This window comes from Microvirga sp. GN3, from assembly GCF_055792825.1.
Window position 1 is genome coordinate 1 of sequence record NZ_JBVVAK010000156.1, and the last position, 16,874, is coordinate 16,874.

The window sequence follows — 16,874 nt, forward strand, 5'->3', positions numbered from 1 at the left end:
GACGCCGCTCCTCCATCTGCTCGGATGTCAGATGCGTCGGCCGCCAAACGTCGTCATCCATCGCGCGCCTCCTCACGAGGATCGACATCACCCTATGTTACACCACCTCCGTGAAGATCATTAACATACAACCGCCATGCCGCAGTCGAGATCCGCAAGCGGTTGAAAGAGCTGATCGGTGATGATGCCAACAGCGTAACCGTCTCGACCTGCCACGCTCTAGCGATGCGACTGGTCAGGGCAAGCTTTGCGGGCCAGGTCGAGGCGGATCCCCCACATGACTTCGACAAAATTGTAATGGAGGCCGTCACCCTGCTGAAAGGCGAAGGCCTGTCAAAGGTCGAGGCCGAGGCGCTCCGCGAAACTCTGATTCAGGGCTATCGCTGGATCCTCGTTGACGAATATCAGGACATTGGCCCCGAGGAATATGCCCTGATCGCCGCCGTAGCAGGCCGCTCGTTCGACGACCCGGACCAGCGCCTGAGCCTTTTTGCTGTGGGTGATGACGACCAGAACATCTATGCCTTCGCAGGTGCCTCGATCGAGTTCATCCGGCGCTTCGAAGCGGATTACTCAGCCAAGCCCACCTATCTGATTGAGAACTATCGTTCGACGCGGGCGATTATTGATGCAGCAAACCGCGTGATTGCGCCAGCCGCTAATCGGATGAAGACTGGCCATGACATCACCGTCAATCGCGCCCGTGCTAAAGCCCCTGAAGGCGGCGTGTTGGCCTCGCAGGATCCGGTCGCGCAGGGCCGGGTTCAGCTTTTGCGCACAGCACCGGGCCTTGCAGCGCAGGCCAACGCCGCCGTCGATGAACTGGTCCGTCTGTCCCAATTGGTCCCGGACTGGTCCTGGTCAAAGGCCGCGATCATCGCACGGGAATGGCGACTTCTGGAATCAGTGCGGAGCTATTGTGAGGCGCTCGACATACCGGTTCAACTCGCAAGCGAGGCCATGCCTCCATTTTGGCGTTTGCGGGAAGCTCAGGAATTTCTCAACTTCCTCAAGGCAGAGCCTGCGAAGATTATTGCGGCCGAAGCCGTGAAAGGCTTTATCTCCAGGCAACCTTCGAACCATTGGTGGGATCGGATCTCGGACGGTATCACGACACTCGATGCCGAACTCGATGGGAAAGCTGTTCCGGTCGCAGATATCATCGAGATGATGGTCGAATGGACTCGGGATACTCGTCAGGAGCAACGAGGATTGATGCTTTTGACCGCGCATCGTGCCAAAGGCCTGGAGTTTGACGACGTCGTCATCCTTGACGGCGGCTGGGATCGGTCCTCGAAGGGGGAGGACCGAGATGCCCCACTCCGGCTGTTTTACGTCGCCATGACGCGGGCAAAGCGCAGCCTTGCGATCGTTTCAATGAAGGGCCGGCATCCGATCTTGCAGGATGTCGCAGCAACCTTACTGCAGCGGCAGATCACCCCAGATGAGGGAGCCCAGGCGGACTGTGGTTTGCAGTATCAGACCGTAGAACCACGCATGGTGGATCTGTCCTGGGTCGGCAGGCAGGCGGCAAACCACCCGGCCCATCAAGCTCTCCCTCGGATACAAACCGGTGATCCCATCGAACTGATAAAGTGCGACGGACGCTGGGAGATACGCACTGATAAGGGAGTGACCATTGGGCGGATGGCTCAGGGCTACGCACCCCCCGACGGGGTGCGCTTCATTCGAGGCAAGGCCAGCGCGATCATCCGTTGGCGTAAGGTCGACAATGCAGAGGAATTCCGCGGCGCGCTTCGGCGCGAAGCCTGGGAGGTTATCCTCCCGGAGCTGGTCTTTCGGCATTGAGGGGCACATCATGATCAAGGCAGCGATTAAGACCGTCCGTAGAAATCATTACGCTTCAAGGATTGGTATTCCTCATACAGACCCTCTAGGGAGGCACGACCAGGAACGTGCCTGACGATCATCCCTTCGCCTAAACCCCTAGCCATTGGAGTGCCGCGATTGTGACCGTCACACATCAGACGGCAAAGAGCCGCTCGCGCCTCAACTCACCGGCGGAAGTAGGAACATTTAAGCTGCTGAATCTGTTGAGTTAAATGGCGGAGAGGGGGTCCGTCGTACTACAGCTCGCGGATGTTCGTGTCTGTTTGAAAAATCTCTGATTATTCTGTGGTTTTTGCGGTTTGATGACTGGCATCGTTCGCCATGGTTCGCCACAATCCGACGTCGTTGTTGGGGCCCATGTTGGGGCTTGGTGAGGATCCAGACATGGCACGAACCACGAGCAGGCTCTCAGCGCGCGCCGTCGCGACTCTCAAGAAACCAGGCCGACATGCCGATGGTGGCGGCCTCTATCTTGCCGTCTCCTCAGACGGATCGCGGCGCCGGTGGGTGTTTCTCTTCCGCTGGAAAGAACCTGACCAGACAGGTGCCGGCAAGCTGCGGGAAATGGGCCTTGGTAGTGCCACCAGCGTCAGCTTGGCGCGGGCCCGCGAGCTGGCCTCCGAAGCGCGGGCTCACCTAACTGAAGGACGTAACCCACTGACAGTCCGCAGTGTTGAGAAGGTGATCCCGAGCTTCGGGGGAATGGCCGACGAGGTCGTGGCAGCCCTGGAGACCGGCTGGCGCAATCCGAAGCACCGCGATCAATGGCGTATGACCCTCACCACCTACTGTGAACCAATCCGGTCCGTGCCTGTCGATGCAGTCACCACGGAGCATGTGCTCCGTATCTTGCAGCCGCTGTGGAGCAAGGTCCCGGAGACCGCCTCCCGCTTGAGAGGTCGGATCGAGAAGGTGCTCGATGCGGCCAAGGCCAAGGGCTACCGGACCGGCGAAAACCCAGCTCGCTGGCGGGGACACCTCGATCATCTGCTGCCAAAACGACAGAAACTCACCCGTGGCCACCACAAGGCGCTGCCGTACGAAGAGGTGCCGGCGTTGGTGGCTCGTCTACGCCAAACGGGCTCTGTGAGTGCGCTCTGCCTGGAGTTTACGATCCTGACCGCCGCCCGCAGCGGCGAAGCCATGGGAGCCTGCTGGGAGGAATTCGACCTGGAGCGAGGAGTCTGGACGGTGCCGAAGGAACGAATGAAGGCGGGCCGCGAGCATCGGGTGCCGCTCTCGCGTCGGACAAAGCAAATCCTTGTCAGAATGGGCGAGATCCGGAGTGGCAACCTCGTGTTCCCTGGTCTGAAGCGGGATCGCCCCTTGTCAACAATGGCTCTGGAGATGGTCATGCGGCGGATGAAGGTGGACGCGACGGTCCATGGCTTCCGGTCGGCCTTCCGCGACTGGGCAGCAGAACAGACAAGCGTGCCGCGCGAGGTGGCGGAGGCGGCACTTGCCCACACGCTGGAGAACAAGGTCGAGGCGGCTTATCGTCGGACGGATTTGTTTGAGAAGCGTAAGGCCTTGATGGAGCAATGGGCGGAGCATTGTCAGCCAGGACTTTAGACTAGCGTCTGATATCCATTCAGCAGGGGCTGATGGACAGGATCGCAATGGTGCGCCGTCCAACGAGTGAATGACCTCCCGAATCCAAATGAACGCGGAGTGATAATAGTGGAACCTCGCAACGTCCGTTACGAGCTAACCCCAGAGACTTCGCGCCGATTGGTCTCTAAACTTAATCAGAAGAGGGCCAGGATTTTCCATGAGTTGGAGCGTCAAAGGAGCTTTCTCATGATAGTCGAATTTGTCGTGAGCGAAGTTGAACGCACAGACGGGGTATATCCCGATCATAAGGCGACCGCGCTGCGCCAATTCCAGTCACAATTGCGAAATCTTCGATCTACCCTCGATGAATTCACCCGCGACGATAGGGAGACACTATCAATAACTTTCTGGGACGTGTCCGAGCAACAGCGCAAGAACAATCCTAGGACGTTCTGGAGGAAGGCGCAGTCCCCTCGGTTTCGGGCATTGGGAAAAAATAAGCTTCGATTGCGTATCGATAAAGAGGAGCTTCGCGAAACCACACTTACCGAAGCCGAGAGAGTTGCAATAGGCGATGTCTCTGGTTGGGGACATTTTCATCCGGATGAGACGCTGTCGATGCTGGATGAAGCCGTTGATGATCTGATCAAACGACGAGCTCTCAACCCGCCGAATCGCAATTTCCCGGGGCAGACGCCGAAGAGCAGAGCCTTGATACGCGGGTTGGTACTCCCTTTTTTTCAAACCTTCGGCGAGTTACCATCCGCCGCAGTAGAGGGCGTATTTGGGTCTCTTGTGAATGAGCTACTCTCAGCGTTTGGCGAACCAGAAGTTGGCCAAGATGCCCTTCGTACAATCATAAGTGAGCAAATCCCGGGGTTTAAGCGTATGAGAGGTCCCAAACCCCTTTAGATTGATCATTCCAGACCTGGTTGTCTCTGACCGTCGCTGCCCGCCAATGCGCGCAGACACATGGAGACAATCATGAAACCCGGTACACCGCCCGAACTGGAGCCACTTGTCGTTCCGGTTAATGAAGGCCGCCGCCTTGCTGGCAACATCGGCCGCACGAAGTTCTACGAGCTCATCAACGAGGGCAAGTTGAAGACGGTCACGATCGGCCGCCGCCGCCTCGTCTTTATCGCCTCCATTCGCGAGATGCTGGAAGCTCAGGGCCGCTGAGCCCGCCTCACTTCCCATACACAGCCTGCACCAACAAACACGGCCCGCGGCCGCCTCAAAGAGAACCCCGCCACGAGTGCAACCTCGCGCGGGGCTGAAATTCAGTGAGTAGAGTATGGATAACATGGAACGTCATAAGCGCAACTGCGCCTCGTGCCAGCAGCGCCAGCCGACCGGAAACAAGCATCCCTTCATCATCACCGATCCGGCTCGTACCGACCTTTATCGTCGTATTGAAGCGCGCGTCCAACAGCGCACAACCCAGGCTCACACTTCTGACTACATTGCCGGCATCTTCGCGGCGTGCTGGCCGATCCCGGGCTTCGTTGCCGCTGAGTTCCAGCGTCAAGGTATTGATCAAACGACCTTGGAGAAGGCTTCGATTTCCGAAGGCACTGTTGTGTGGGTAAATCCCCATCGTTTCGAGTTCGTTCAGCTGTGCCGGTCGTGTGGAAGCGGAGAGGGTGAGTCGGCCTTCATCATGCCGATCCACGACTTCGAGGACCGTCTGGTGGATCTTGCGGCCTGGAATCCCATAGCGAAGCGCCTTGGCACCTGGCTCGGGTTCGGCTGGGCGCTTGGGCAATGCTCCGTCCTTCGCCCTCGTCTGTCCAAGGGCCTGTCCATTCACCGCACGCCCCTGAACTGGATGCGTGCTGGTGCCAAAGGCATCGTGCTTCTCAACGCTGGATTGGCACGCGACTACCTCGGTGATGCGGGTCCGCTGATTGCAGTAGACCAGAATCATCGCCGCGAGTTGGCTGCTGCGCTCGCGCAGCCCCTCCCGCGCATTCTCGTCGCGTCGGCGGCGACGGCTTCGAAGGAGGGCTGAATGAACGCTCCCATCGATAAAATGGCTACCGTGGAAGAACTCGTGTCAGGCACGTCGGACAAAGCCCTTGTTCTGCCTGAGGGCTTTGTTCTCAATGGCAAAGGGCTCTGGTACCGCAAGAGCGAGAGCGACCGACCGGTAAAGATCGCCGACCCCTTCGTGGTGCGTGGCCTCGCCCGCGACCCGAAAGGCCATGGCTGGGGCTTCTTTCTGACGTGGGGAGACCGCGATGGTAAGCCCCATCAGGGGATCCTTCCTCAAGCAAATCTGGTTGGCGAGGGGGCGGACGTCTTCCGACACCTCCTTTCTGCAGGCCTGCGGATCTCACCCAAAGCCGCCAATATGAAACTGTTGAAGGAGTTCTTCTTCGATCTCACCTGCGACATCCGCGTGCGTTTGGTGCCGCAGGCGGGCTGGTATAACAATATGTTCGTTCTTCCCACCCGCACCATCAGTGATACTGCCGACGAGCAGGTTATGTTCGACGGCAATGCCGACGCTGCCCGCTATGGCACCGCAGGCACCCTGCAGGAATGGAGGAACCAGGTCGCCGGCCCATGTACGGGCAACACTCGGGCGGTGTTCGCCTGCTCTGTCGCGCTCGCAGGCCCACTAAACGATTTACTGCAGGGAGAGGGGGGCGGCTTCCACTTCGTGGGTTCCTCCAGCGTAGGCAAGACCACCTTGCTCACGGTGGCAGGTAGTGTTTTCGGTGGCGGCGGCCGGATGGGTTTTGCTCATTCCTGGCATGGCACCGAAAATGGCATTGAAAGCATTGCCCGCGCCCATTCCGGCGCCGTTCTAGTGCTGGATGAGATGGGACAGGCCGACGGCCGCACGATCGGCAACACCGTGTACATGCTGATCAACGGTACTGGCCGAGCACGCGCAACCCGCAACGCGGAGCTCAAGAGCCAGGCGAGCTGGCGCATCATGCTGCTGTCCTCCGGGGAAATCGGCCTGGCAAACAAGATTTCTGAGGGTGGACGCCAGCCGCGGGCGGGTCAGCTTGCCCGCATGGTGGACGTACCCGCGGATGCTGGCCAAGGCTACGGCGCGTTCGAGGACACCAAGGGCATAGAGCCGGCGGTGTTCTCGGAAGCACTCAAGAATGCTGCCTTGCGCACCTACGGCACGGCAGGACCAGCCTTTATCGAAGGCTTGGCTGATGATCCGGCAACGGTTGAAAAGGTGGCGCGCATTCGGATCCGGGAAATCACCGGCAAGCTCCTCGCCGGCATTCCGCCGTCGGACGGGCAGGCCCATCGTGTCGCTGCCCGCTTTGCGCTGGTGGCCGTGGCGGGCGAACTCGCGCGAGAAACCCTCGATCTGCCGTGGGCTGAGGGAGAGGCGGAGCAAGCTGCCATCGTATGCTTCGAGGCTTGGCGGGAGTCGCGGGGCGGGGAGGGATCAGGCGAGTATGTGGCGGCGATGGATGCCTTGCGCGCCACCACCGAGAGCTACGGCGAGAGTCGCTTCCGCAACCTCGATCCGGCAACACCTGTGCACCACGGCATGATTGTCGACCTGCTCGGCTACCGGTTCACGCATAGCGGCGAACCGGTGTGGGGCTTTACGGCCACTGGTTGGAGGAAGGTGGTCGGCGGTGTAGGCCAGCCATCAACAATCGCGAAACTGCTGGCCGAAAAGGGCGTGCTCGTCAGCGGCTCAGATGCGGCCTACCGACTGGCAAAGCGCATTGGGGATCGCACCCAGAACCTTTTCGTCGTGAAGGTGAGTGCTCTTGAGGGCTGGGGGGAGTAATGGCACCAAACATTCTGCGCCTCCGCTCTCATCTGGCTCGCTTGGCGAACGCCATCCCGTCAGAAAAGACCTGTGACGTTTGTGACGCTGGGATGTCAGGCAGCACAATGACTTACCACTCCACGGGGAGTGAGACACTTGTGACGTCGGCGTCGGAGTGTCCGGACCTTGCTGTCGAGGAGGGCGAGCAACAGATTGGCGCTGAGGGCGACCTCGAGGAGCGTGAGGCCATGGCACTAGAAGGCGGGGTCTCCCCCGCCTTTGCTCGTGTGTTTGCTGCCTTGCAGATCTCCCGTGCTACCAGCGTGAGTTTGTCCCGTTGGCACCAAGCGATCGACGATGTTGGTGTCTTCCTCGATACTTGGGGAAGCGCCGCAGAGCGGTTGGGCTGGACGGCTCGTGACGTCATTGGTCCGCAGTGCTCGCCCGTAGCATTGGCTTGGGTTCTCAACGGTGCACAGGTCAACTGCCTCACGCGGATAGGTGCCGTTCTCTCGGACGGACGCACGTTCGTCCGAACCACGAAGGTAGAGTAGATACCGCTGCCTGGCTGGAGCGCGCGAGCCTATTGATCGCACTTCCAAGGCGGAGGCGTGAAAAAATTCTCGGATGCCCGTGCGCAGGTTCTCAGCCATTTAGATGTTAGGGCGTCCGAGATTTGCCCCCTCTGCTGCTAACCTGATTGTATAGTTCGTCAGGAAATTTAGGATTGTGGAGCGGAGAAATGGCCAGGAGCGGCGGTGGGCGCCCCACAATTGAAAGCGGCACCACTCTCGATATTCGGTATCTGACAGACGCCGGCCTTGTGCCTAATTCTACCCAATCCGGAAATCTGCAATGGACGTGGCCTAATACGGGACAACCTGCTTGCCACATCGAGTACCAAATCGCGCTGAATGGGAATAATGGTGTCCTGCGCTTGTGCAGCATCATCCGCTTTGATGGGCTCGGAAGGGCAGTTCGCGTAGGAGAGCAGACAATTCATCTGGTCACCACAGCACCACCCTATGGCGGCCGCCGGTGGTGGTTCATATGCCCCTCTACAGGGCGACGGGCCATGAAACTGCACCTGCCATATGGAGCGGGTGTATTCGCATCCCGGCAGGCGCATTGCCTGGGCTATGCCATTCAGCGGGAGGGCGCTCCTGATCGAGCCCGCAGGCGAGCTCGCAAGGCTCGGAAGCGGATCGGCGGTAGCCCGAACTTGCTGGAGCGATTGCCGATCAAGCCGAAGTGGATGCGTTGGGCAACCTACTGGCGGCAGGTGGAAGCCTGCCATGAGGCGGACGGCGAGGTGCTGAAGTTTCTCCTTGCAAATACAGAGAGGATTTTGGGGCGGCGGTTCACACGATAGATTCTGGCACGGCCAGTTAGCTCAGTTGCAGCAATTCAATTGGCGACTGGAGTGCCACTGGTTCAGCGGACAGGCCTGTGCGGTGTCACATGCATCACATCGTCTCCAAAGATCTAAGTATTTGAAAACTTTGGCGTCACAGCATCACAAACGTCACATCCAAAAATAGAACTGATTGAACGGCGCATGTTTGGCGTAGCTTTGGTCGGCTCATAGGGTCTAAGCGGACCTTCATTGGCAGGCCTCTACGTCGTGTTTTGACCCCAAGCGGACTTTCCGAATGAGTGCAGAGGCTTCTCCTTCAGCCTAGAGATGCTCCAAGTGAATCGCTTGGATCGGAGACGAACAGGGACGCTGGCTATTGTGCTTACCGCAGGTCCCTGCCGCGGTTCAGGCAGTGTGGGAGTGGGATAAGGCGGATGCATCGAGCATCCGCCTTGTTTCTCGATCTTATCAGCGCTCGATGGTCTTGTTCCAGCGGCTGTTCCACTCCGGCCGCTTCTCGTTGATGGTATCCCAGTCAAGCGTGATGGCAGTCTTCATGTACTCGTGGAATTTCTTGAGCTTGGCTTCTGCTTCGGGTGTGGGGGCCTTGGCGTTCACATTCGAAGGAACGATGTTACCATATTGGAGCGCCTTACTCTGAGCCTCTGGCGAGAGGAGATAGGCAGCAAGCTTTTGAGCGAGTTCGGGCTCACTGCTATTAGCGATGACACACTGGGTCACCATTAGGACAACGGAGCCTTCCTTGGGCTGCGCATATTCCACCGGAATGTTCTTCTCCTGATGAGCCGCGACGGCGGTGGGGGTCAACGGGAAGATCGCGGCTTCGCCGGTCTGCACCATCTCGGAGATCTTGGCCGAACTCGGGATGTATTCGAGCACATTTGGGCCGATGGTGTCCTTGAACTTGGAGAAGCCCGGCTCGACGTTCTTCTCATTACCGCCCTGGATGCGGTTGAACATTAGGAAGGCATGCAGTCCGAAGGACGAGGCGGCAGCGGATTGGAACACAACTTTCCCCTTGTACTTCGGGTCGGCGAGATCCATCCACGAGGTCGGGGGGGCCCAGCCCTTCTCCTCGAACATCTTCTTGTTGTAGGCGAGGCCCGTCATGCCGAGGTCGATGCCGATCGCCATGTCATCCTTCAGCCGGGCGCCCGGAGCGAGATCGGCCAGAGCCGGCGCATCTTTGATCTTCTCGCACAGGCCTGCGCCGATGGCGCGGATCATAACGCCGTCATCGAGAAACATCACATGCATCTGGGGATTAGACTTTGCCGCGGTGGCCTTGGCCAGAATGTCGGACGATGTGCCCGGCACAACGACAACCTTCACGTCGTTTGCCTTCTCGAAATCCGGGAAGACATGCTGCGTGAAGGTTTTCTCGAAGTTGCCCCCGTTCATGCCGACATAGAGCGTCTTCGTCTGCGCCTGGGCTGCGCCGGAGGCAGCGATGGCGAGCGCGGCAAAGGCCGTGGCTTGCAAAAGAGTCGTCGTTTTCATTGTGCTGTTTCCCTCTTTTTTGGTTCAGGTCCGTTATCTGCCCGGGAGCCTTGGATCGTGCGGACAAATCGATCGATGGCGAAAGCTTGAATCGACGTGCGGCTTTCACCGTCACGGACGAGCTCGGCCAGGACTTCGCCAACTCCCGGCGCGATCTGGAATCCGGCTCCCGAGAAGCCGAAGGCATGAATGAGGTTCGGTGTGGTCCGGCTGAAGCCGATCACCGGGTTCCGGTCCGCCATCTCGCCTTCTGTACCGCTCCAGAAGCGGATGGCGTAAGCATGGCGCAGAGCCGGGAACAGGGCTGCGGCGCGGTTCATGATGGTCACGGCGCCCGAGCCCGTGGGACGGGAGAAGTCGCGCTCTGCAAGCGGCTCGCCGCGCATGCCGCCGACGATGCAGTTGCCGCGCTCAACCTGGCGCGCATAGATGCCACCGCCTTCGGCCCCGATGTTCACGTTCATGAAGACGTTGAGGGGCTCGGTGACGATCATGCTCGGGTAGATGGCATGGAGCGGCACGGGTTCGCCGAACGCTTCCGCGAAGGGACCGGCCCAGGCGCCGGCGCTGTTGATCACGAAGCGCGCCTTGATCTCGATGTTCGAGCCTGCCGACAGATGAAAGCCGTCGAGCGCCTTCTCGACATGAGACACAGGGGTGTGTTCGAGAACATCCACGCCGGCCTGCCGCGCCGCATGGGCGAACGCCGAAGAGACAAGGCGCGGATTGGCATGTCCGTCACCTGCACACAGAGACGCGCCCATGGCGTCTCCCGCGATCCAGGGAAAACGCTCCCGCAGCTGGTTGCCGTCGATCAGCTCCAGGTCGAGCCCCAGATCCGCGACGCAGGCCGCATAGGCTTCGAGCGATGCCATCTCGGCCTCGGTTCTCGCGAGCTTCAGGTGGCCTGAGCGCACGAATTCACCATCGATACCGATGAGATCCTTCAGGCGCGGCCAGATGGCATGAGCCCGTTGAGACAGAGCGATCTGCTCCGGCGGACGGCCCTGACGGCGCACGCCGCCGTAGTTCACGCCGCTGGCCTGCGCGCCGCAGAAGCCCTTGTCGAGAAGCACGACGGAGAAGCCCATGCGTCGCAGGGCAAGGGCCGCGGAGCTTCCGACGAGCCCGCCGCCGATGATGGCGACATCCTTATGAAGGGTTCGGCTCATGCGGCTTCTCCCTCGGCCACAACCTCCAGCGGAATGGGCTTGATGGGCGGCTGTGCACGCAACCGTCCGACCGCGTCCGGCGATTGACCGCAGGCGGCGGCCAGCACTTCCACCGCCGCGCTTCCGCACATCCGTCCCTGGCACCGGCCCATGCCAACACGCGTCAACGCCTTGAGACGGTTGAGTTCGAAAATACCCTGATCGCGCACGGCAGCGCGCACATGGCCGACGGCGATCTCCTCGCACCGGCACAGGGTCACATCATCGGCGATGCTGTTGGCCCAGGCTTCCGGAAACGGGAACGCGGACTCGAGAACGTCACGAAATTTCTGGATGCTGGCGAGCTTGCCCTCCAGCACGCCGATCCGCGCATGATCGACCGACAGGCCTGCGTCCTCGAGAAGCGTGAGGCCCGCCCGTTCTCCGGCGAGTTCGGCGGCATCCGCTCCGGCAATGCCGGCACCGTCACCCACGATATAGACGCCCGGCATGCTGGTGCGTCCCGCGTCGTCGCGTTCGGGCCGCCATGCCCGGTCCCGCGCATCGAAGATGAAGCGGCATCCCGCAAGATCCGCGAGCTGCGTTTCGGACCGTAGGGAGAAGCCATAACCCACCGCGTCGCAGGCGAGGCGATGCTCCTTGCCGCGCTCACGCCAGACAAATCCCTCGACTCTCGCTGTGCCGTCGATGCGAACCGGCTGAACCCCAAAGCGAACGGCAACGCCGCGCGCCATGAGTTCGGCGGCATAGCGGAAACCGCGCAGCACGACGGAAAGCTGAGCGAACAATCCGCGAAGGAGATGAAGCTTCGCCGAGAACGGTGCCGTGTCTAAAACGGCCGCAACGTTGGCGCCGGCTTTCACATATTGCCACGCAACAAGATAGAGCAGCGGTCCGGAGCCGAGAAACACAACCTTCTCGCCGATGGCGCAGCCCTGCGACTTCAGGGCGATCTGGGAGCCGCCGAGGGTGAAGACGCCCGGAAGGGTCCAGCCGGGGAAGGGGAGCACTCGGTCGGTTGCGCCGGTGGCCAGGATCAGATGGCTGAATGCGATGCGGCGCGTGTGATGGCCCGTCACCGCATCCGCAGCCTTGTCGCGGAGGTTCCATACCAGGGTTTCGGGAAGATAATCAATCCTGTCGCGGATTCGCGCGAAGGTGTCGTGCAGGTCGGTGGCCTTCGCGGCCTCCGATCCGTAGAGATCTTTCGCGGAGCGCTCGTCAGGCACGAGCCTCTGGCGATAGATCTGCCCGCCGCCCGATGGCGCTTCATCGATGACGACAGGTCTGATGCCTGCGTTCACGAGGATCTGGGCGGCACGGATGCCGGCAGGGCCGGCGCCGACGATCAGCGGTCGAATGGCGTCGCTCACGATCTCGGCTCCGTCATGGTTCGAAGATTCATCCCCGGTTCGAGAACCGTGCTGCAGGCGCGGATGCGCCCGCCGTCGCTTGTGAGTACCCAGCAGTCCTGGCACGCGCCCATCTGGCAGAAACCGGCCCTGGGACCCCCTGAGAAGTCGCTGAGACGCAGCCAATCGGACTGGGTGAGAACAGCGGTCAAAACCGTATCGCCCGCACGGCCGGAGCAGGCCTCACCGTTCAGCGTGAAGGAAACGAGGGGAAGCTCGTGTCGGGCAAGGCGCTTGAGAAGAGCCATTTCCATTTCCTCAGCGCTGCCCGACGAGAATGCGGTCGAGCCCGAACGCGCGGTCCAGCACCAGCATGGCGGCGGCCGTGATGGCGATCATCAGGGCTGAAACGGCCGCCATCATCGGATCGATAGACTCCGTCGCATACATGTACATACGGACCGGCAGCGTGACGGTTGCGGGCGAGGTGACGAAGATCGACATCGTCAGCTCGTCGAAGCTGTTGATAAAGGCAAGCAGCCAGCCGCCTGTGATGCCGGGCAGGATCATTGGAGCTGTGATGCGGCGAAACGCGGTCCATTCCCCAGCACCAAGCGTCCGCGCGGCCTGCTCAGCACTGCGGTCGAGCCCGGACAAGGCAGCGAGCACGAGACGGAGCACATAGGGCGTTACGATAATGATGTGTGTTGCTACAAGCCAGGCAAAGCTACCCGTGGCGCCAAGGAGCGCGAATAGACGCAGAAAGGCCACCCCGAGAACCAGATGAGGAATGATCAGCGGCGACAGAAATAAGGCATTGAGAAAGTCCCTGCCTGGGAACGTATAGCGGCTGATAGCAAGCCCGGCAGGCACGGCGAACGCGACGGCCAATGTCGCAGAGAGCGTTGCCAGCCAGATACTGTTCCCGAAGGACGCCATGAAATCTGGATGTTCGAACACAGCCTTGAACCAGCGCAGGGACAAACCGGTTGTTGGCAGGCTCAGCGTATTCTCGGGAGTGAACGCAACGAGGCAGATGACAACGAGCGGCGCCAAGACGAACGTCAGGACTAGAATGTGAAAAGCGAGTGCGATCGTGCCGTTCTTCTGCATGGAATTATCCCAGTGTCCGGCGTGCGCGGGCCTCAACCATTCGGTTGTAGGCCAGCATGATGCAAAGGTTTGCGATAAGTACGATGATCGCGATGGTGGCTCCGAGCGGCCAGTTGAGTTCCTGCAGGTACTCGTCGTAGACTAAGGTCGCCGCCATCTTCAGCCGGCGGCCTCCGAGGAGAGCCGGAACGGCGAAAGCACTGGCCGACAGCCCGAAGACGATGAGGCTGCCGGAGAGCATGCCCAGCGTCACCTGCGGCATGACCACCCGGCGGAGAGCCGTAAAATGCGAGGCGCCGAGCGTCCAGGCTGCAGCCTCCACCATGGGATCGAGCTTCTGCAAGGCCGTCCACACCGGAATGACCATGAACGGCAGCATGACGTGGACAAGAGCGATAACGATGGCGGTCTCGGTGTAGAGGATCCTAGCCGGGCCGAATCCGAGAAGTTGCAGCGCCTGGTTCACGAGGCCCTGCGAGCCGAGCAGCATGCTCCAGCCAAAGGTGCGGACCACGACCGAGACGAGCAATGGGCCAATTATGACGAGAAGGAAAACCGAGCGCCACGGATCCCGCATGCGCGACAGGATATAGGCCTCTGGAACACCAATCGCGGCGCAGATGAGCGTGGTCAGGGCCGCGATCCGCAGCGTCCTCCAGAAGATCTCGAGATAATACCCGTCCGTAATGACGGTCACGTAGTGGGACAGTGTGAAGGTGTTCTGGATACCGGTGGAATGATCGTAGGCCTGAAACGACAGGATAACGGTCAGCGCCAGCGGCAGTAGTACGAGCCCAACAAAGAACAGGGCCCCAGGGCCGGCAAGCAGCCATGGGGCTGAAGAGGTAGGGGAGCGCGGAGTCATCATCTTTCCCTCCCTCAAGCCGCTGCGGCGGTACCCGCGATGACGCGCAGGTCAACCGGCGACCAGTCGAGCCCCACGGGAGAGCCTTCCGCGGGCGGCTCACCGCCTTGGTTGGGCGTGGAGACCGTCAGGATCCCTAACGGGGTCTCGACGGTGAAGAGCCATTGGCTGCCTAGGAAGAAGCGGCTGGCGACGCGTCCGTCGAGGCGGCCTGTACCAGCATCGCAGAGCAGAATCTTCTCGGGGCGGATGGACAGCGTGACCGGTGTCCCGGCGGCAATCTCCCGGGCGGAGGCCTCCAGCAGGATGCCTCCGATATCCACGGCGCTGGATGCGCCGTTGCGGCGCCAAGTGCCGGCAAGGAGATTGGTCTTGCCGACGAAGGACGAGATGAAGGCATTCGAGGGCTGTTCGTAGAGCCGGTAGGGGGCATCGACCTGCGTCATCCGTCCGCCTTCCATCACGACCACACGATCGCTGATGGAGAGCGCTTCAGCCTGATCGTGGGTGACCATGATCGTCGTCGTGCCAACCTTGCGCTGGATCCGCCGCAACTCGAACTGCATCTCCTCCCGAAGCTTGGCATCGAGGTTGGAGAGAGGCTCGTCCAGCAGGAGGACGGGCGGCGCGATGACGAGGGCACGAGCGATAGCGACACGCTGCCTCTGACCGCCCGAGAGCTGGCGGGGATAACGGTCGGCAAAGGAGGAGAGTTGCACCAGCATGAGTGCCTCCTGCACGCGCTCGGCCCGCTCGGCCTGCGGCACCCGTCGCATCTCGAGCCCGAAGGCGACGTTCTGCGCCACCGTCATGTGAGGGAAGAGGGCATAGCTCTGAAAGACGACGCCTAGGCCGCGGCGATTAGGCTTCTCGCGCGTGATATCGCGCCCGTCGAGGGAAATCCGGCCCTCAGTCGGCTCGACGAGACCGGCGATCATCTGCAGGGTCGTCGTCTTCCCGCAGCCTGACGGGCCAAGAAGCGAAACGAATTCGCCTTTGTCGATCGTCAGGGTGACATCGCGAACGGCCGTGAACGTGCCGAATTCCTTGGAAACTCCTTCGAGTGTCAGGAATGCCATTCTGGTCTCCGATCCTTGCAAAGCATCGGGCCATGAGCCCGAGGGAGCACGACGCCCGGATTGACATCACGGGCGAGGCTTCAGGCCGAGTCAACGCGCTAATTTCAGTATGTGAAAGTTTTTTGACTTATGTTTCGCTAAATGAAATAAAAAGGGCCAATTTCGAGAAATTATTTTCTATGGCGGAAGATACTGTATCCGGAACGCAGCGGGCCTTGGCTCTCCTGAAGGTTCTCGGGGCTGGAGACTCCCACGGGATGCGCCTGACCGACATTGCTTCGGCCAGCGGGATCACCCAACCCAGCGCCCATCGGGCCCTGAAGGTTCTGATCGCCGAGGGCTTCGTCGAGCAGGTGGGCGCGAGCCGTAAATACCGGTTGGCCCTCGACTTCTTCGTCCTAGCCGCGCGGGCCGCGCATTCGGGCGGATTGCGCAGCACGGCCCGGCCAGCGCTTCTGCGCCTGTCCTCCACGTTGAGCGACAGCATCTTCCTTCTGGTGCGGAACGGGTTCGACGCCGTCTGCCTGGATCGGGTGGAGGGCCCGTTCCCGATCAGAACCTTCACGGGCGATATCGGCGGCAAGGTGCCCCTCGGCATCGGTCAGGGCAGTCTCGCCATCCTGTCATTCCTGCCGGAGGAGGAGCGCGAGGTCGTGATCCGCTTCAACGTTCCCCGCTTGCTCGACCGGGGCGGCTTCGACGAGATCGGATTGCGGATGCAGATCCAGAACGTCCGTAAGACCGGCTTCTGCAGCCTCAATACGGGCCTGATCCCCGGCATGGCCGGCGTGGGGGTGCCGATCCGCGATCCGGAAGGGCGCGCCGTGGCGGCCCTGAGCATCGGCACTTTGTCGGAGCGCTTGGAGGGGGATCGGCTGCCGCTGGTGGTCGATTTGCTACGAAACGAAGCGGAAGGAATCGCTCGGCAGCTCAATCCTTTTGATCCAACGCTCCGTTACCCTACTCGAAGCCTTGGGATGGAAGCGACATAGTCTGCCTGGCAAGCGGCTTTGATTATGATGACCAAAGGTCCGCTGCTGGCACATCCCGGAAGTAGACTGAATGTCCGCTCAAGACAGGAACATCGGACGTTCCTGTAGGCCAGGGCATTTCTCAGTTTGACCCTGATGTATGGACCGGCCGTGCGTCGCAAGAGGCTTTTCGAGATGGCGAGGTTGGTCTTGCGCTCATGGATCCGGCCCATGTGGAGCGATTGCTCCTGGCCATCATGGATATCCGCGCGCATCTGG

General features: G+C 60.7%; 16 protein-coding genes and 1 pseudogene. 10 read left to right on the forward strand and 7 right to left on the reverse strand.

The features are described 5' to 3' along the window. Positions 1–132: 132 nt before the first annotated feature. The 9 genes and pseudogenes from ACS5Q1_RS39005 to ACS5Q1_RS39045 form a co-directional block, all read left to right on the forward strand. Positions 133–561 (forward strand): annotated as a pseudogene (locus ACS5Q1_RS39005) (UvrD-helicase domain-containing protein); the annotation flags it as partial. Positions 562–1,170: 609 nt separating this feature from the next. Further along, positions 1,171–1,809, forward strand: coding sequence for a 3'-5' exonuclease (locus tag ACS5Q1_RS39010; protein ID WP_473103290.1), 639 nt, complete (start codon positions 1,171–1,173; stop codon positions 1,807–1,809). 426 nt (positions 1,810–2,235) lie between these two features. Next, a complete protein-coding gene (locus ACS5Q1_RS39015; RefSeq protein WP_473103275.1) occupies positions 2,236–3,423 on the forward strand; it encodes a tyrosine-type recombinase/integrase in 1,188 nt (395 codons plus the stop codon). Between the two features lie 228 nt (positions 3,424–3,651). Continuing rightward, complete coding sequence (locus ACS5Q1_RS39020) at positions 3,652–4,317, forward strand: hypothetical protein (RefSeq protein WP_473103276.1); 666 nt, start codon at positions 3,652–3,654, stop codon at positions 4,315–4,317. 72 nt (positions 4,318–4,389) lie between these two features. Continuing rightward, positions 4,390–4,587, forward strand: coding sequence for a hypothetical protein (locus tag ACS5Q1_RS39025; RefSeq protein ID WP_473103277.1), 198 nt, complete (start codon positions 4,390–4,392; stop codon positions 4,585–4,587). A gap of 124 nt (positions 4,588–4,711) precedes the next feature. Beyond that, positions 4,712–5,419, forward strand: a complete 708-nt coding sequence (locus ACS5Q1_RS39030; RefSeq protein WP_473103278.1) for a hypothetical protein — start codon at positions 4,712–4,714, stop codon at positions 5,417–5,419. Then, complete coding sequence (locus tag ACS5Q1_RS39035; protein ID WP_473103279.1) at positions 5,420–7,183, forward strand: DUF927 domain-containing protein; 1,764 nt, start codon at positions 5,420–5,422, stop codon at positions 7,181–7,183. It begins immediately after the preceding gene. A 140-nt stretch (positions 7,184–7,323) separates the two neighbouring features. Continuing rightward, positions 7,324–7,719 carry a hypothetical protein gene (locus ACS5Q1_RS39040; protein ID WP_473103280.1) on the forward strand — a complete coding sequence of 132 codons (396 nt, stop codon included), beginning with the start codon at positions 7,324–7,326 and terminating at the stop codon, positions 7,717–7,719. Positions 7,720–8,240: 521 nt separating this feature from the next. After that, positions 8,241–8,537: a hypothetical protein gene (locus tag ACS5Q1_RS39045; protein ID WP_473103281.1), complete on the forward strand. Its 297-nt coding sequence runs from the start codon at positions 8,241–8,243 to the stop codon at positions 8,535–8,537. Positions 8,538–8,990: 453 nt separating this feature from the next. Here the strand turns inward: ACS5Q1_RS39045 and ACS5Q1_RS39050 are convergent, their stop codons facing one another. Genes ACS5Q1_RS39050 through ACS5Q1_RS39080 form a run of 7 tightly spaced genes read right to left on the reverse strand, consistent with a single transcriptional unit; the run spans position 8,991 to position 15,624 of the window. Continuing rightward, positions 8,991–10,043, reverse strand: a complete 1,053-nt coding sequence (locus ACS5Q1_RS39050; protein ID WP_473103282.1) for an ABC transporter substrate-binding protein — start codon at positions 10,041–10,043, stop codon at positions 8,991–8,993. Beyond that, positions 10,040–11,215, reverse strand: a complete 1,176-nt coding sequence (locus ACS5Q1_RS39055; RefSeq protein ID WP_473103283.1) for an NAD(P)/FAD-dependent oxidoreductase — start codon at positions 11,213–11,215, stop codon at positions 10,040–10,042. The genes ACS5Q1_RS39050 and ACS5Q1_RS39055 overlap by 4 nt, the downstream gene beginning before the upstream one ends. Then, positions 11,212–12,588, reverse strand: a complete 1,377-nt coding sequence (locus ACS5Q1_RS39060; RefSeq protein WP_473103284.1) for an FAD/NAD(P)-dependent oxidoreductase — start codon at positions 12,586–12,588, stop codon at positions 11,212–11,214. Before ACS5Q1_RS39060 ends, ACS5Q1_RS39055 begins: the two co-directional genes overlap by 4 nt. Beyond that, entirely contained in the window at positions 12,585–12,875 is a 291-nt protein-coding gene (locus tag ACS5Q1_RS39065; protein ID WP_473103285.1) for a (2Fe-2S)-binding protein, read from the reverse strand. Before ACS5Q1_RS39065 ends, ACS5Q1_RS39060 begins: the two co-directional genes overlap by 4 nt. A 10-nt stretch (positions 12,876–12,885) precedes the next feature. Continuing rightward, positions 12,886–13,680, reverse strand: coding sequence for an ABC transporter permease (locus ACS5Q1_RS39070; protein ID WP_473103286.1), 795 nt, complete (start codon positions 13,678–13,680; stop codon positions 12,886–12,888). Positions 13,681–13,684: 4 nt separating this feature from the next. Continuing rightward, positions 13,685–14,548 (reverse strand): ABC transporter permease, encoded by an 864-nt coding sequence (locus ACS5Q1_RS39075; RefSeq protein WP_473103287.1) that lies wholly within the window; start codon positions 14,546–14,548, stop codon positions 13,685–13,687. Positions 14,549–14,559: 11 nt separating this feature from the next. Continuing rightward, positions 14,560–15,624, reverse strand: a complete 1,065-nt coding sequence (locus ACS5Q1_RS39080; protein ID WP_473103288.1) for an ABC transporter ATP-binding protein — start codon at positions 15,622–15,624, stop codon at positions 14,560–14,562. Positions 15,625–15,803: 179 nt separating this feature from the next. Here ACS5Q1_RS39080 and ACS5Q1_RS39085 point away from each other — a divergent pair, with 179 nt between their 5' ends. After that, positions 15,804–16,616 (forward strand): IclR family transcriptional regulator, encoded by an 813-nt coding sequence (locus ACS5Q1_RS39085; protein WP_473103289.1) that lies wholly within the window; start codon positions 15,804–15,806, stop codon positions 16,614–16,616. Positions 16,617–16,874: the final 258 nt, after the last annotated feature.

Bases quoted from the DNA above. Each gene is read 5' to 3' on its own strand.
- ACS5Q1_RS39020 (WP_473103276.1), top strand. From the start codon at position 3,652: ATGATAGTCGAATTTGTCGTGAGCGAAGTTGAACGCACAGACGGGGTA.
- ACS5Q1_RS39080 (WP_473103288.1), bottom strand. From the start codon at position 15,624: ATGGCATTCCTGACACTCGAAGGAGTTTCCAAGGAATTCGGCACGTTC.
- ACS5Q1_RS39065 (WP_473103285.1), bottom strand. From the start codon at position 12,875: ATGGCTCTTCTCAAGCGCCTTGCCCGACACGAGCTTCCCCTCGTTTCC.
- ACS5Q1_RS39050 (WP_473103282.1), bottom strand. From the start codon at position 10,043: ATGAAAACGACGACTCTTTTGCAAGCCACGGCCTTTGCCGCGCTCGCC.
- ACS5Q1_RS39025 (WP_473103277.1), top strand. From the start codon at position 4,390: ATGAAACCCGGTACACCGCCCGAACTGGAGCCACTTGTCGTTCCGGTT.
- ACS5Q1_RS39055 (WP_473103283.1), bottom strand. From the start codon at position 11,215: ATGAGCCGAACCCTTCATAAGGATGTCGCCATCATCGGCGGCGGGCTC.
- ACS5Q1_RS39035 (WP_473103279.1), top strand. From the start codon at position 5,420: ATGAACGCTCCCATCGATAAAATGGCTACCGTGGAAGAACTCGTGTCA.
- ACS5Q1_RS39070 (WP_473103286.1), bottom strand. From the start codon at position 13,680: ATGCAGAAGAACGGCACGATCGCACTCGCTTTTCACATTCTAGTCCTG.
- ACS5Q1_RS39075 (WP_473103287.1), bottom strand. From the start codon at position 14,548: ATGATGACTCCGCGCTCCCCTACCTCTTCAGCCCCATGGCTGCTTGCC.
- ACS5Q1_RS39015 (WP_473103275.1), top strand. From the start codon at position 2,236: ATGGCACGAACCACGAGCAGGCTCTCAGCGCGCGCCGTCGCGACTCTC.
- ACS5Q1_RS39030 (WP_473103278.1), top strand. From the start codon at position 4,712: ATGGAACGTCATAAGCGCAACTGCGCCTCGTGCCAGCAGCGCCAGCCG.
- ACS5Q1_RS39045 (WP_473103281.1), top strand. From the start codon at position 8,241: ATGAAACTGCACCTGCCATATGGAGCGGGTGTATTCGCATCCCGGCAG.
- ACS5Q1_RS39010 (WP_473103290.1), top strand. From the start codon at position 1,171: ATGGTCGAATGGACTCGGGATACTCGTCAGGAGCAACGAGGATTGATG.
- ACS5Q1_RS39085 (WP_473103289.1), top strand. From the start codon at position 15,804: ATGGCGGAAGATACTGTATCCGGAACGCAGCGGGCCTTGGCTCTCCTG.